The following is a 13,025-nucleotide window of genomic DNA, read 5'->3' as shown; positions in this document are numbered from 1 at the left end:
GCGGCCGACCGCCGGAGGCGACCCGGTCAGGCCACCACCCCGATCCGCACCCTGATGTCGTCCGGCGACAGGTGCCCCTTCGCCGACACGTGGTCCCCGGAGGACTCCCCCCGCAGCCGCCGCCCGATCCACGGCACCAGATACTCCCGCGCCCACTGGATGTTGTCCCGCCGCATCTCCAGCGTGCCGCGCGGCGGCAGCGGGGGCCACGGCTGGTCGGGGTCGGCCGGGACGTCGACGCCCAGCACCTGACCGGCCCGCAGGGCGACCCGCGTGTGTCCCTCCGGCGACAGGTGCAGCCGGTCGAGATCCCAGGCCCGCCGGTCCTGCACCGTCTTCAGGGACCACAGGTCCAGCACGGGACACCCGTACCGGTCGGCGATGGCCCGCACATGCAGGTTGTACGTGGCGATCTTGCCGCGCAGATGCCGGAGCACCGGTACGTCACGGGTGTCGAAGCCGGTGGTCACCATGACGGTGCCGACGGCCGAGGTGAGCCTGGACACCGCGCGCTCGAACCGCTCGGCGACCTCGTCGGGATCGGTGCCCGGCCGGATGATGTCGTTGCCGCCCGCGCAGAAGGAGATGAGATCCGGCGCGAGCTCCAGAGCCCTCGGAATCTGGTCCGCCACGATCTGGTCGAGGAGTTTTCCCCGCACGGCGAGGTTGGTGTAGTCGAAGTCGCCCTCGGGCACCCGGTCCGCGAGGAGCACCGCGAACCGGTCGGCCCAGCCGACGAACCGCCCGTCGGGCCCCGGATCGCCGACGCCCTCGGTGAAGCTGTCCCCCAGCGCCACGTACGACCCGATCATCGTTCTGCTGTCATTCGAATCGTCTGCCACATCGGCCCATGATTCACCGTGGCATGTGACCTACGCGACCGTAATAAGGACTTGACGGACGGTGAGATAGACCACGGGTCAAGTGTTGGACAACCCGGAATACTCCAGGTCGGGATGGCCGCACTCCACCATCCCCACCCCCTCTCCCCCCTCAGCGGCGACCGCGCAACCTCCACACCCGGAAGTCCTCGATCCGGAAATGGCTCCAGGTGGTGCGGAAGGCGAAGTGCCCACTCGTGTACGGCGCGGGATCGACGTAGTCGAACACGAGCCGGCCGTTGTTCCACCACCGGACCTTCGACCCGTCGGAGACGATCCGCACCTGATGCGGCGCGTTCGCGACGAGCAGCGGCTCGGTGTAGTCGTAGATCAGTGGCCGCACGCCCGCCTCACCGACGTACCGGCGCAGGCGTGTCGTCGTGTTCGTGTTGGCGCCGTACCCGACGTAGTACGTCTTCAGGTGGTCGTACTCGGCGAGCGCGCCCGAACGCGGGGTGGCGAAGAGATCACCGGGTGAGCGCACATCGACGGCGTTCCAGAAGTTGTTGAGGTCGGAGACCCTGTCGTTGGCCCCGCCCGCCGAGACCGGCGTGGCCGTGTACTCGACGACGTACGGCCCTTGCAGTTTCCGCTTGAACCAGACCGTGGCCCCGGCCGGCACATCGACCTCCAGCACACCCCGCGATGCGGCGACCACCCCGCCCCTCTCCAACTCCACGGCCCACTGCCCGAGCCCGTGCCGGAAGTCGTCGGCGGCGATCAGCCGGCCCCGCCTCGGACGCGGGTGCGCGGCCGCCGTCCCCGCCGGAGCGAGCGCCGCGAGGGCGGCACCGGCGGCGAGGGCTCCGAAAGCTCTACGGGTGGTCATGACACTCCTGTCCCGATGGAAGGAAAGGGGAACGACGACGCGACGCGACGCGGAACCCGGATCCCCCCGCATAGAAAGCGCTTACGGAGATCACTGTGTACTTCCGTTCGCCCCCTGTCGAGGCTTCGGTCGGCCATGCCACACGACCGCAACACCGAAGGCCGGCCCCCAAGAAGCGGGGCCGGCCTTCGGTGTGGTTGAGGGACGGAACCTCAGACGCTGACGCCCTTCGAGCGAAGGTAGGCCAGCGGGTCGAGGTCCGAGCCGTAGGACGGCGTGGTGCGGATCTCGAAGTGCAGGTGCGGCCCGGTGACGTTGCCGGTCGCGCCCGAGAGGCCGATCTGCTGACCGCCGCTCACGGACTGCCCCGCGGAGACGGAGATCGAGGAGAGGTGGGCGTACTGGGCGTAGTAGCCGTCGGCCAGCCGGATGACGACCTGGTTGCCGTACGCGCCGCCCCAGCCGGCGGAGACGACGGTGCCCGCGCCCACGGCCTTGAGGGCGGTCCCGGTCGGGGCCACGAAGTCGACGCCCGTGTGGTAGCCGCTGGACCACATGCTGCCGGCGGTCTTGTACGCCGTGCCGACGGTGGCGCCCTGGATGGGCAGGCTGAAGCCGGAGCTGTTGGCCGACGAGGACTGGCCGTTCGACGTGGAGGCCGACGCCTGGGTGTCCTTGGACTCCTGCTTGGCGGGTGCGGAGGGCTTCGGCGTCGTCGACGACTCGGCAGGCTTCGAGGACTGCGACAGCTGCGGCTTCGACGACTGCGGCGTACCGCCCGACGCGGCCTGCCCGCCTATCGACAGCTTCAGACCCGGGTGGATCAGCGACGGGTCGGAGCCGATCGCCTCGCGGTTGTCCGAGTAGAGGCGCTTCCAGCCCCCGTCGACGTCCTGCTCGTCCGCGATCTTCGCGAGGTAGTCGCCGACCTTCACCGAGTAGGTCTTGGCCGTCTTCTTGGTGGCGGTCCGCTCCGCCTGCGCGGCCTTCTCCGCCTGCTCGATCCGCGCGCCCGCCTCGGCCGCGGCCTGCTGGGTGGCGATCGTGGCCGTCTTCTCGGAAGCCCCGGACACGGCGGCCGTCGGGGTGGCGGCCTGGGCGCCGGCGGCTCCGATCAGCGGCAGCGCGAGCGCAGCACCGCCGGTCCCGGCGGCGGCGATCGAGCGGGTGAAACGCTGGGACTTGGGACGGCGGTGCTTACCCTTCGCGGGCATGACGAATTCCTCTCCGGCGCCTGCGAGGTGAGCTGTCGGGTGCGGACTGGAGATGTCCGGCCGTGCTCGCGCACGGCTGTACCCCTAGCCTCTTCCGGAGACCGGAACAGGCGGTGATTCCTGTGGGTCCCCCGCTCCTGCCGTGGATCGGGTCGGTGTGCGGCTCCGGTCGGCGGCAGGATTGGGCGTCCGTCCGGATTGACGCCGAACGTAAGCGACTTGTGCCCACAGAGACAACCATTGGGACTTCCTGTGCGTCTTTCTACCTGATCCTTACATCAATCCACCATCACGCTCCGTCGAAGACCGGTCTTGAACATTTCCCAACCGCCCTGGAAACATGCGCGAATTACGTGCACATGGCGACAGCGGAACGTCACGAATATGACGCTGCTCACTCCCCTACGGGCCAGTAGGCTTTATTCCAGGGCTTGTTGGATTTAAAGCTCTATTTCGGACAGATCGCTCAAGTGCGACGCAGGTGGATAACCGTCGCATCGAAGTCGCCACGCAACCCCGTCGGCAACCCGTGGTGCAACAGAACGGCCCCTCGGTGCACTTCGCCCGTTTCGCGGCACTCATACACTTCTGTCGGGTCCAGTCCGCGCAGCCGGAGCGGAGCGGGCTGCTCACCGTAGTGCTGGGCCTGGAGCCAGGCCAGGACCACGACCTCGTCGTCGAGGACGTACTGCACGGCGCTCAGGCCACCCGTCGGCGGGCGCAGCCGGTAGAGATCACCGCGCTGCACGACCGGCCGGATCCGCTTGTACAGCTCGACCCAGCTCCCCGCCTCGGCCAGCTCCTCCTCCGTCCACTCGGTGAGGTCGCCACCGACGCCGAGCACGCCCGCCATGGCGCTGACGAAACGGAACCGCAGGGTGCTGACCCGGCCGTTGAGCTGGTTGTTCGGGCTGTCGGTGACCCATGCCGCCATGGTCCGGGCCGGGTGGATCTGGCTGAAGCCGTGCTGGATGGCGAGCCGGTCTAGCGGGTCGGTGTTGTCCGACGTCCACACCTGGTCCGTCCGGGCCATCACCCCGAGGTCGATACGACCGCCGCCGCCGGAGCACGACTCGAACGCCACCCCCGGGTGCGCGGCCCGCAGCCGGTCCAGCAGGGCGTAGAAGGCGTGCACATGCTCGATCCACAGTTTCTGCGGATACGGCTCGCCGGGCCAGCCGGCATCCGTGAAGCAGCGGTTGAAGTCCCACTTCACATAGTCGATCGGCGCACTGGACAGCAACGCGTCCAGCTTCTCCCACAGGTATTCCTGGACGTCCTCGCGCGCGAGATTGAGGACGAGCTGATTACGCAGCTCCGTCCGCTTTCGTCCCGGTTGGAACTGTGCCCATTCGGGATGCGCCCGGTACAGCTCGCTGTCCGGGTTGACCATCTCGGGCTCGACCCAGATACCGAACCGCATTCCGAGGGCGTGCACGTATTCGGCGAGGGGCTTGAGCCCCTTCGGGAAGCGGTCCGGGTTGGGCGTCCAGTCGCCGAGGCCGGCCCGGTCGCTCGTACGCGCCCCGAACCAGCCGTCGTCCACGACGAACAGTTCGACCCCGATGGCCGCCGCGCGCCGCGCGAGCGTCCCCTGCTGCTCCTCGGAGATGTCGAACTCGGTGGCCTCCCAGGAGTTGAAGAGCACCGGCCGGTCCTGGTCCGCGTCCGGGATGACGTACGTCCGCTGGTACGCGTGCCAGGCGCGGCTCGCCCCGCCGTGGCCGCCGTCGCTCCACAGGCCGGCGAAGACGGGCGTGGTGAACGTCTCCCCCGTCTCCAGCCGCAGCAGACCGGACTCGTCGTATCCGGCGCCGCCGGTGATCTGCACGCGGGCGTCCGGCAGTTGTGCGACCGCGATCCGCCAGGATCCCGACCAGCCCAGGGCGCAGCCGTAGACCTCGCCGCGCTCCTCGGTGGCGTCGGTGTCCAGGGCGACCCAGGGCAGGTGCTGGTGCCCGGTGTGGCCGCGCCGGCTGCCGATGACCTTCTCGCCGTAGGTGAGGTCGCCGCGCACGAGCCGCGACTCGGCCGCCCATCGTCCGTGCAGCTGGGACAGCCGCCAGGGCTCGTCCGCGCGCGGCGGCAGCGTCCACGTCGCCGAGTCGGCCCGCAGCAGCTCCACCGCCGGCCCGTCGTTGACCAGGGTCACCCAGCGCTCGATGACGTCGTCGCGCAGTCGGTAGTGCAGCGTGATCCCGAGCGCGCCGTCGGCGAACCGCAATCGCAGCTCGTCACCGTCCGTCTCGTACTCCCGGAAGGTCCACTCGGTGCCGCGCCGCTCGTCCGTGCGCACGGACAGGGCGGGACGGGTGAAGCGAGGTCCGCCCTCGACGGGGTACTCCTCGTGTCCGTCGACCGGGGCCTCGAACGGCCAGTACGGCAGCTGCTGTCGCGCGGCCAGCGCCTCGGCGTCGGCGAGCGCGATCCGGGGACCCCAGTGCAGGTGCAGCAGCTCGTCGTTCTCCGTGAGCCGCAGGGCATAGCTGCTCCTGGGCCCGGAAAGAATCCAGGTCCGGCCGTCTGTGCCGATTTCCAACATCAAGCCCCCACAGATTCGAACAGGTGCGATCAGGCGGCAACATCATCGCAGGTCGCTCCGCGCACTCGACGGGGCCTGTGGACAACCTCGGACGGGCGCGCCACGACCGCCTGTGGACAACTCATTGGCGTACGCACCCATGTCGTATCGTCGAGGGCGCGCCTCAGTGTCGAGGGTGCCCGTCGGTGATGCCGCCGACGGACGGATGGGAGGGAGCCCCAGTGACGCAGCAGATCCCGTCGACCGAGCCCGAGCTGACCGGAGTGCGCAATTTCCGCGATGTGGGAGGTCTGCCGACGGTGGACGGCCGCCGAGTGCGTCACGGGGTCCTGTTCCGCAGCGGGCACCTCGCGCACGCCACCGACGAGGACACCGCGTTCCTGGCCTCGCTGAACCTGCACACGGTCTTCGACTTCCGCAACGCGGCCGACCAGAAGCTGGAGGGCCCGGACGTCGAGCTGCCCGGCGTTGTCAATGTGAACCTGCCGCTGAGCGACCCGGCGGACGGCGCCGAGTTCTGGAAGATGGTCCGGGACGGCGACCTGGACCAGCTGCGCGCACTGCTGGGCGACGGCAGGGCGGCCGGCCGGATGATCGCCTCCTACCGGACGATGATCAAGCACCGCACGGCCGAGCACTCCCGTGTGCTGCACGCCCTGGCCGAGGACAGTGTGCCCGCGCTGATGCACTGCGCGGCCGGCAAGGACCGCGCGGGGCTCGCCATCGCCGTCGCGCTTCTCGCCCTCGGCGTCGAGCGCGAGGCCGTCGTCACCGACTATCTGGAGTCGAACGCCAAGCACCGCCGCTACAAGGTGCACCGCAGCAGCAGCTCCGCGAGCGCCTGGTCCCCGGAGATCATGGAGCTGCTGAGCCCTCTCTTCGACGCCCGCGCCGAGTATCTCCAGGCAGCCTTCGACACCCTGGAGGAGACCTGGGGCGACGTCGACACGTATCTGGAGCAGGGCCTGAAGCTCACCCCCCAGACCCGGGAGCGGCTGCGCGAGCGCCTGCTCGACTAGGGCGGACCCGGATCGTGGCCGGGAGCGGCCGGCCGCACGGAACACCCGGCCCCACCGGTCGCCCGGTGGCTACTGCCGGGCACCGAGTTCGAACAGCAGGTAGATGAAGGCCGCGAAGACATGGCCGACCGCGATGTAGATGATGAGCCTCACCCACAGGGCGCGGGGGAACTTCTCTTCCAGGTCGGTCACGGGGTCTCTCCGGGAGTGATCGGCCCGAGGCACAGCGCGGCCGTCGGGCTCTGCAGCAGGGTGTGGACGAACAGGAGGTCGGCGCCGTCGTGGTCGGCGGCAGCGATGCGATGCGGGGTCAGGGAGTCGAAGTGCGCGCTGTCACCGGGCGCGAGCAGATGCGCGGTGTCCCCGAGGCGCAGTCGCAGCCGCCCCGACAGCACGTAGAGCCACTCCTCGCCGGGATGCACCCGCACGATGTCGCCCTGCGAGCCGTGCGGCACATGGACGCGCAGGGCCTGCATCCCCCGCCCGGACGCGCCCGCCTGCCAGTACGTCCAGCCGCCCGCCCGGGTGGGCTCCGTGTCGGGGGCGCGCAGCACGGCGTCCCGCTCGGCGACGGTCTCGCCGAGCAGCTCCGAGACCGTCGTACCGTAGACGCGGGCCAGGGAGAGCAGCATCGGCAGTGAGGGCTGGCGCTGTCCGGTCTCCAGCCGGGAGAGATGCGCGGGCGAGAGTCCGGCGGCGCGGGCCGCGGCCTCCAGGGTGAGGGAGGCCCGGCGGCGCAGGGCCCGCAGCTGCGGGGCGACGACGGGCAGTGCCTCGTCCGGCGGGGGCTCGGGAGGGTGCGTACCCTCGGAGGGGCTCATGCCTCCATTCAGCCGAAGTTTTGCCTCTGCGGCAAATTCCTTGCCTCAGAGGCAAAAGCACCGCACGGGCCCTCCCGCCCCGCACCCGCACCCGCACCCGCACCCGCACCCGCACCCGCCCGCGCCTGGCCCTTCTACCGGTTGGCCACCGCCTGCTTCACCAGCGTCCTGCCGAAGTCCCACATGAGTCCGCCCCCGCTGTGCGCGTCGTCCATGACCTCGGTGAACGCCTCGACGAACCGGTCCACCTCCCGCTCCCCGATGATCAGGGGCGGGATCAGCTTGATCACCTCCAGATGGTCGCCGGAGACCTGGGTGAGGATGCGGTGCCGCTGCAGCAGCGGGACGACGACCATCTGCGCGAACAGCCCCTTGCGGGCCGCCTGGAGCATCGTCCAACGGCTGCGCAGCTTCAGCGATCTGGGCCTGCCGAACTCGATGCCGATCATCAGGCCCCGGCCGCGGACGTCGCTGAGCAGCTCGTACTTGTCGACCAGTGCCGTAAGACGGGCTTTCAGCAGCTCGCCCGTGGCCCGCGCGTTCGCCGCGATCCGCTCGTCCTCCATGACGGAGAGGACGGCGAGCCCGGCGGCCATGGCCTGGGCGTTGGAGCCGAAGCTCGCCGAGTGCACGAGAACGCGGTCCATGGACGAGTAGACCTTCTTGAAGATCCACTCCTTGCCGAGGGTGGCGCCGACCGGGACATAGCCGCCGGAGAGTGCCTTCGCCACGCACACCAGATCGGGCTCGACCCCGTCCTCGTGCTGGTGGGCGTAGAAGTCCCCGGTCCGCCCGAGCCCGGTCTGCACCTCGTCGAGGATCAGCAGGGCCTTGTGCCGGTGCAGCAGTTCCCGGGCGGCGCGCAGATAGCCGGGCGGCGCCTCGTGCACGCCCTTGCCCTGGACGGGCTCGACGACGAGGGCAGCCACATCGCCCTTCTTCAACTCCCTCGCCAGCGCGTCGAGATCGCCGAGTGGTACGGCCGTGTCGGGCAGCAGCGGAGCGAAGCCGTCCCGGAAGCCGTCCTCGCCGTTGACGGAGAGCGAGCCGGTGGTGAGCCCGTGGAAGGCGTGGTGGCAGTACAGGACGCGAGGTCTGCCGGTGGCGTACCGGGCGAACTTCAGCGCGGTCTCGACGGCCTCGGTGCCGCTGTTACCGAAGAACACCCGGTCCAGGTACGGACTGTGGGCCAGCAGCTTCTCGGCGAGCAGCCCGGGCAGGGGCTGGCAGTCGAAGCGGGTCAGGTCGGCGAGCTGCGCGTCGAGCACGTCGTGCAGCGCCTTGCGGACCACGGGGTGATGGCGGCCGAGCCCCATCACCCCGAACCCGGCGAGCATGTCCAGGTAGTCGTTGCCGTCCGCGTCCCAGAAGTACGCGCCCTCGGCCCGCTCGTAGACCTTGTCGAAGCCGATGGTGTGCAGCATGCGCGGGAGTTGGTGGTTGAGGTGCCGGGCGTGCAGCTCGTAGCGCTCCCCGCCGCGCTCGGCCAGGAGTCCGGCGAGGTCGAACCCCTCGGTACCGGCGGCGGGTTCCAGGGTGGTCATTCCGGTTTCTCCTCTGACGGCACGGCCACGGACGGCTCCGGCACAGGCGGGTTCCCCTTCGCCGACTCGCCCTTGGCGGCGAGCGAGGCGCTGATCCGCCCGGCGATCTCGACCGGCGTCAGACCTATGTCAGCCAGCACCTCCCCACGCTTGGCGTGCGGGAGGAACTGCTCCGGAATCCCGAACCGCCGTACGGGCACGTCGACCTCGGCGTCCCCCAGCGCGAGGGCGACCGCCGAACCGACCCCGGCGGCCCGGCTGTTGTCCTCCACGACGGCCACCAGACGGTGTGCGTCGGCGAGCCACGGCAGCGCGGGGTCGACGGGCTTGACCCAGCGGGGGTCGACGACCGTGCAGCCGATGCCCCGCGCCTCCAGCAGCTCCGCGGCCCGCAGACACACCGACGCCATCACGCCGACGGCGACCAGCAGTACCGCCGGATCCTCCGACGAGGCCGAGCGGTGCAGGACGTCCATGCCGCCCACCCGCTCCAGGGACGGGATCTCCGGCCCCACCGACTCCTTCGGGAACCGGATCAGCGTGGGGGCGTCGTCCACCGCGACGGCTTCCCGCAACTGGGTCCGCAGTTGCTCGGCGTCGCGCGGGGCGGCGATCCGCAGGCCGGGTACGACCTGGAGGACGGACATGTCCCACATGCCGTTGTGCGACGCGCCGTCGACCCCCGTCACACCGGCGCGGTCCAGGACGAACGTGACCCCGCACCGGTGCAGTGCCACGTCCATGAGCAACTGGTCGAAGGCCCGGTTGAGGAAGGTCGCGTACACCGCCACGACGGGGTGCAGTCCGCCGGTGGCGAGGCCGGCCGCCGACACGGTGGCGTGCTGCTCGGCGATCCCGACGTCCCACACCCGGTCGGGGAACTTCTCCGCGAACCGGCCGAGGCCCACCGGGTGCAGCATGGCCGCCGTGATGGCCACCACGTCCTCGCGCTCGTCGCCGATCCGGACGATCTCGTCGCCGAAGACCGAGGTCCAGGACGGCCCGCCGGCCGGGGTGAGCGGCTCGCAGGTCAAGGGGTCCATCACGCCGACCGTGTGGAAGTGGTCCTCCTCGTCGGCGAGCGCGGGCTCGTACCCTCGGCCCTTCTGTGTCAGGCAGTGCACCAGGACCGGGCCGTGGAAGCGCTTGGCGCGGCGCAGCGCCGACTCGACGGCCTTGATGTCGTGCCCGTCGATCGGGCCGACGTACTTCAGGCCCAGGTCCTCGAACATGCCCTGCGGCGCGAACGCGTCCTTGAAGCCCTTCTTCGCGCCGTGCAGCGCCTCGTAGACCTCCTTGCCGACGACCGGCGTGCGCAGCAGGACCTCCTTGCCCCAGGCGAGGAACTGCTCGTAGCCGTCGGTGGTGCGCAGGGTCGCGAGGTGGTTGGCGAGGCCGCCGATGGTCGGGGAGTACGAGCGTTCGTTGTCGTTGACGACGATGATCAGCGGACGGTCCTTGGCGGCCGCGATGTTGTTGAGCGCCTCCCAGGCCATGCCGCCGGTGAGCGCGCCGTCGCCGATGACCGCGACCACATGGCCCCGCTCCCCCAGCACCTGGCGGGCCTTGGCGAGGCCGTCCGCCCAGCCGAGGGCGGTGGAGGCGTGGCTGTTCTCGACGATGTCGTGCTCGGACTCCGCGCGCGAGGGGTACCCGGACAGGCCCCCCTTGCCGCGCAGTTTGGAGAAGTCCTGCCGCCCGGTCAGCAGCTTGTGCACATAGCTCTGGTGACCGGTGTCCCAGACGATGCGGTCGACGGGTGACTCGAAGACCCGGTGGAGCGCGACGGACAGTTCCACCACCCCCAGGTTGGGCCCCAGGTGACCACCGGTCCTGGCGACCGCGTGCACCAGGAACTCCCGGATTTCTTCGGCCAGTTCACCGAGTTCCGCCTCGGTCAGCGCCTTCAGGTCGCGCGGTTGCCGGATGCTCTCCAGAATCGTCACGTCGGGCCCCCTCTCGATCCGTGCTCTCTCAGCCCGTGTTGTCAGCTCACGGTGACCGCCGGTTCCCCCGACGCGACGCCGTCCCGTTCCATCTGCTCGGCGATCTTCATCGCCTCGTCGATGAGGGTCTCCACGATCTTCGACTCGGGCACGGTCCTGATGACCTCGCCCTTCACGAAGATCTGCCCCTTTCCGTTGCCGGAGGCGACCCCCAGGTCCGCCTCCCGCGCCTCCCCGGGTCCGTTGACGACGCAGCCCATGACCGCGACCCGCAACGGCACCTCCATGCCCTCCAGCCCGGCGGTGACCTCGTCCGCCAGCCGGTACACGTCCACCTGCGCGCGCCCGCACGAGGGACACGAGACGATCTCCAGCCGCCGCTGCCGCAGGTTCAGCGACTCCAGGATCTGGATGCCGACCTTGATCTCCTCGACCGGCGGAGCGCTCAGCGACACCCGGATCGTGTCGCCGATCCCCTCGGCGAGCAGCGCCCCGAAGGCGACGGCGGACTTGATCGTGCCCTGGAACGCCGGACCGGCCTCGGTGACCCCCAGATGCAACGGGTAGTCGCACTGGGCCGCCAGTTGCCGGTACGCCTCGATCATCACGACCGGGTCGTTGTGCTTGACCGAGATCTTGATGTCCCGGAAGCCGTGCTCCTCGAACAGCGACGCCTCCCACAACGCGGACTCCACCAGCGCCTCGGGCGTCGCCCTGCCGTACTTCTGCAGGAGCCGCTTGTCGAGAGAACCGGCGTTGACCCCGATCCGGATCGGGGTCCCGTGCTCGCTGGCCGCCCGCGCGATCTCCTTGACCTTGTCGTCGAACTGCTTGATGTTGCCGGGGTTCACCCGCACCGCCGCGCAACCGGCCTCGATCGCCGCGAACACGTACTTCGGCTGGAAGTGGATGTCCGCGATCACCGGGATCTGCGACTTGCGGGCGATGGTGGCGAGGGCGTCCGCGTCGTCCTGCGTGGGGCAGGCGACACGGACGATCTGGCAGCCCGACGCGGTGAGTTCCGCGATCTGCTGCAGGGTGGCGCCGATGTCCGACGTACGGGTCGTCGTCATCGACTGCACCGAGACCGGGGCCCCGCCCCCGACCGCCACCGACCCGACCTGGATCCCTCGCGACCCGCGCCGCTCGGCGATCGGCCGGACCGGCAGCGCGGGAACGCCCAGCGACACGGCGGTCATCACATCACCCCTGGTTCCCGGAGACGGTCTCGCGCAGGGCGCGCAGGGACTCCTTCAGCGAGCCCATGGTGGCGAGGACGGCGGTCGGCTCGTAGCCGCAGTGCGCCATGCAGTTGGCGCAGCGCGGGTCCTTGCCCCGGCCGTACGCGTCCCAGTCGGTGTCCTCGATCAGTTCCCGGTACGTGGTGACGTACCCGTCGCTCATCAGGTAGCAGGGCTTCTGCCAGCCGAAGAGGGAGTAGTTGGGGATCGCCCACGCCGTGCACGGGAAGTCGACCTTGCCCTCCAGGAAGTCGAGGAACAGGGGCGAGTGGTTGAGCCGCCAGCGTCGGCGGTTGCCGCCGGAGAAGGCCTTCTTGAACAGTTCGCGGGTCTGCTCGACGCCGAGGAAGTGCTCCTGGTCGGGGGCCTTCTCGTAGGCGTAGGCGGGAGAGATCATCATCTCGTCGACCTGGAGGTCGTCGTTGAGGAAGTTGAGGACCTCGATGATGGTCTGCGGGGTGTCGGTGTTGAAGAAGGTCGAGTTGGTGGTCACCCGGAAGCCGCGCCGCTTGGCCTCCTTGATGGCGGCGACGGCCTCGTCGAACACCCCTTCCTTCGCCACCGACTCGTCGTGCCGCTCCCGCAGACCGTCGATGTGCACGGCGAACGCGAAGTACGGCGAGGGCTTGAACTTCTCCATCTTCTTGCGCAGCAGCAGGGCGTTGGTGCACAGGAAGACGTACTTCCTTCTCGCCACCAACTGCCGGACGATCTCGTCGATCTGAGGGTGCATCAGGGGCTCGCCGCCGGCGATGGACACCATCGGGGCACCGGACTCCAGGACGGCGCCCACGGCCTGCGCCACCGGCATGCGCTGCTTGAGCACGCCCGCCGGGTGCTGGATCTTCCCGCAGCCCTCGCACTTCAGGTTGCAGGCGTAGAGCGGTTCCAGCTCGACGATCAGCGGGAACTTGTCCCGCTTGCGGAGCTTCTGTTCAGCGAGATACGTCGCCACCTTGATGGACTGGCGGAGCGGCATGGCCATCTG

At 69.7% G+C, this 13,025-nt stretch carries 11 protein-coding genes and 1 riboswitch; of the genes, 1 reads left to right on the top strand and 10 read right to left on the bottom strand.

All coding sequences use genetic code 11. From position 1 onward, the window contains the following. Positions 1 to 26: 26 nt before the first annotated feature. From ACWCRJ_RS25940 to ACWCRJ_RS25925, 4 genes are all read right to left on the bottom strand, one after another. Positions 27 to 812 carry an SGNH/GDSL hydrolase family protein gene (locus ACWCRJ_RS25940; protein WP_450941536.1) on the bottom strand — a complete coding sequence of 262 codons (786 nt, stop codon included), beginning with the start codon at positions 810 to 812 and terminating at the stop codon, positions 27 to 29. Between the two features lie 181 nt (positions 813 to 993). Continuing rightward, positions 994 to 1,710 carry a DUF6250 domain-containing protein gene (locus ACWCRJ_RS25935; protein ID WP_450941535.1) on the bottom strand — a complete coding sequence of 239 codons (717 nt, stop codon included), beginning with the start codon at positions 1,708 to 1,710 and terminating at the stop codon, positions 994 to 996. Positions 1,711 to 1,922: 212 nt separating this feature from the next. After that, positions 1,923 to 2,924, bottom strand: a complete 1,002-nt coding sequence (locus tag ACWCRJ_RS25930; RefSeq protein WP_450941534.1) for a peptidoglycan DD-metalloendopeptidase family protein — start codon at positions 2,922 to 2,924, stop codon at positions 1,923 to 1,925. Between the two features lie 4 nt (positions 2,925 to 2,928). Next, a riboswitch (cyclic di-AMP (ydaO/yuaA leader) is annotated at positions 2,929 to 3,088 on the bottom strand. 302 nt (positions 3,089 to 3,390) lie between these two features. Further along, on the bottom strand, positions 3,391 to 5,466 hold the full coding sequence (locus ACWCRJ_RS25925) for an alpha-galactosidase (RefSeq protein WP_450941533.1): 2,076 nt from the start codon (positions 5,464 to 5,466) through the stop codon (positions 3,391 to 3,393). Positions 5,467 to 5,687: 221 nt separating this feature from the next. Between ACWCRJ_RS25925 and ACWCRJ_RS25920 the strand changes: the two genes are divergently transcribed. Next, on the top strand, positions 5,688 to 6,485 hold the full coding sequence (locus ACWCRJ_RS25920; protein ID WP_450941532.1) for a tyrosine-protein phosphatase: 798 nt from the start codon (positions 5,688 to 5,690) through the stop codon (positions 6,483 to 6,485). A 69-nt stretch (positions 6,486 to 6,554) separates the two neighbouring features. Here ACWCRJ_RS25920 and ACWCRJ_RS25915 read toward each other — a convergent pair whose 3' ends face one another. The 6 genes from ACWCRJ_RS25915 to hpnH all read right to left on the bottom strand — a co-directional run bounded on the left by ACWCRJ_RS25915 (position 6,555) and on the right by hpnH (position 13,022). After that, positions 6,555 to 6,677 carry a DUF6126 family protein gene (locus ACWCRJ_RS25915; protein ID WP_059080090.1) on the bottom strand — a complete coding sequence of 41 codons (123 nt, stop codon included), beginning with the start codon at positions 6,675 to 6,677 and terminating at the stop codon, positions 6,555 to 6,557. Further along, a complete protein-coding gene (locus ACWCRJ_RS25910; RefSeq protein ID WP_450941531.1) occupies positions 6,674 to 7,306 on the bottom strand; it encodes a helix-turn-helix domain-containing protein in 633 nt (210 codons plus the stop codon). Before ACWCRJ_RS25910 ends, ACWCRJ_RS25915 begins: the two co-directional genes overlap by 4 nt. 134 nt (positions 7,307 to 7,440) lie before the next feature. Beyond that, complete coding sequence (locus ACWCRJ_RS25905) at positions 7,441 to 8,850, bottom strand: aspartate aminotransferase family protein (protein ID WP_450941530.1); 1,410 nt, start codon at positions 8,848 to 8,850, stop codon at positions 7,441 to 7,443. Then, positions 8,847 to 10,796 carry a 1-deoxy-D-xylulose-5-phosphate synthase gene (gene dxs / locus ACWCRJ_RS25900; RefSeq protein ID WP_450941529.1) on the bottom strand — a complete coding sequence of 650 codons (1,950 nt, stop codon included), beginning with the start codon at positions 10,794 to 10,796 and terminating at the stop codon, positions 8,847 to 8,849. Before dxs ends, ACWCRJ_RS25905 begins: the two co-directional genes overlap by 4 nt. Positions 10,797 to 10,837: 41 nt before the next feature. Beyond that, complete coding sequence (gene ispG / locus ACWCRJ_RS25895) at positions 10,838 to 11,995, bottom strand: flavodoxin-dependent (E)-4-hydroxy-3-methylbut-2-enyl-diphosphate synthase (RefSeq protein ID WP_450941528.1); 1,158 nt, start codon at positions 11,993 to 11,995, stop codon at positions 10,838 to 10,840. Positions 11,996 to 11,999: 4 nt separating this feature from the next. Next, positions 12,000 to 13,022, bottom strand: coding sequence for an adenosyl-hopene transferase HpnH (gene hpnH / locus ACWCRJ_RS25890; protein ID WP_450941527.1), 1,023 nt, complete (start codon positions 13,020 to 13,022; stop codon positions 12,000 to 12,002). Positions 13,023 to 13,025: the final 3 nt, after the last annotated feature.

The sequence above is a fragment of the Streptomyces sp. NPDC002324 genome (genome assembly GCF_053593335.1).
Note: the sequence above shows the minus strand (reverse complement) of the source record. Positions and strands in the feature narration are given on the sequence as shown.

Coding starts and splice junctions, on each gene's coding strand:
- ACWCRJ_RS25935 (WP_450941535.1), bottom strand. CDS start 1,710: ATGACCACCCGTAGAGCTTTCGGAGCCCTCGCCGCCGGTGCCGCCCTC.
- ACWCRJ_RS25910 (WP_450941531.1), bottom strand. CDS start 7,306: ATGAGCCCCTCCGAGGGTACGCACCCTCCCGAGCCCCCGCCGGACGAG.
- ACWCRJ_RS25905 (WP_450941530.1), bottom strand. CDS start 8,850: ATGACCACCCTGGAACCCGCCGCCGGTACCGAGGGGTTCGACCTCGCC.
- ispG (WP_450941528.1), bottom strand. CDS start 11,995: ATGACCGCCGTGTCGCTGGGCGTTCCCGCGCTGCCGGTCCGGCCGATC.
- ACWCRJ_RS25940 (WP_450941536.1), bottom strand. CDS start 812: ATGATCGGGTCGTACGTGGCGCTGGGGGACAGCTTCACCGAGGGCGTC.
- ACWCRJ_RS25930 (WP_450941534.1), bottom strand. CDS start 2,924: ATGCCCGCGAAGGGTAAGCACCGCCGTCCCAAGTCCCAGCGTTTCACC.
- ACWCRJ_RS25925 (WP_450941533.1), bottom strand. CDS start 5,466: ATGTTGGAAATCGGCACAGACGGCCGGACCTGGATTCTTTCCGGGCCC.
- hpnH (WP_450941527.1), bottom strand. CDS start 13,022: ATGGCCATGCCGCTCCGCCAGTCCATCAAGGTGGCGACGTATCTCGCT.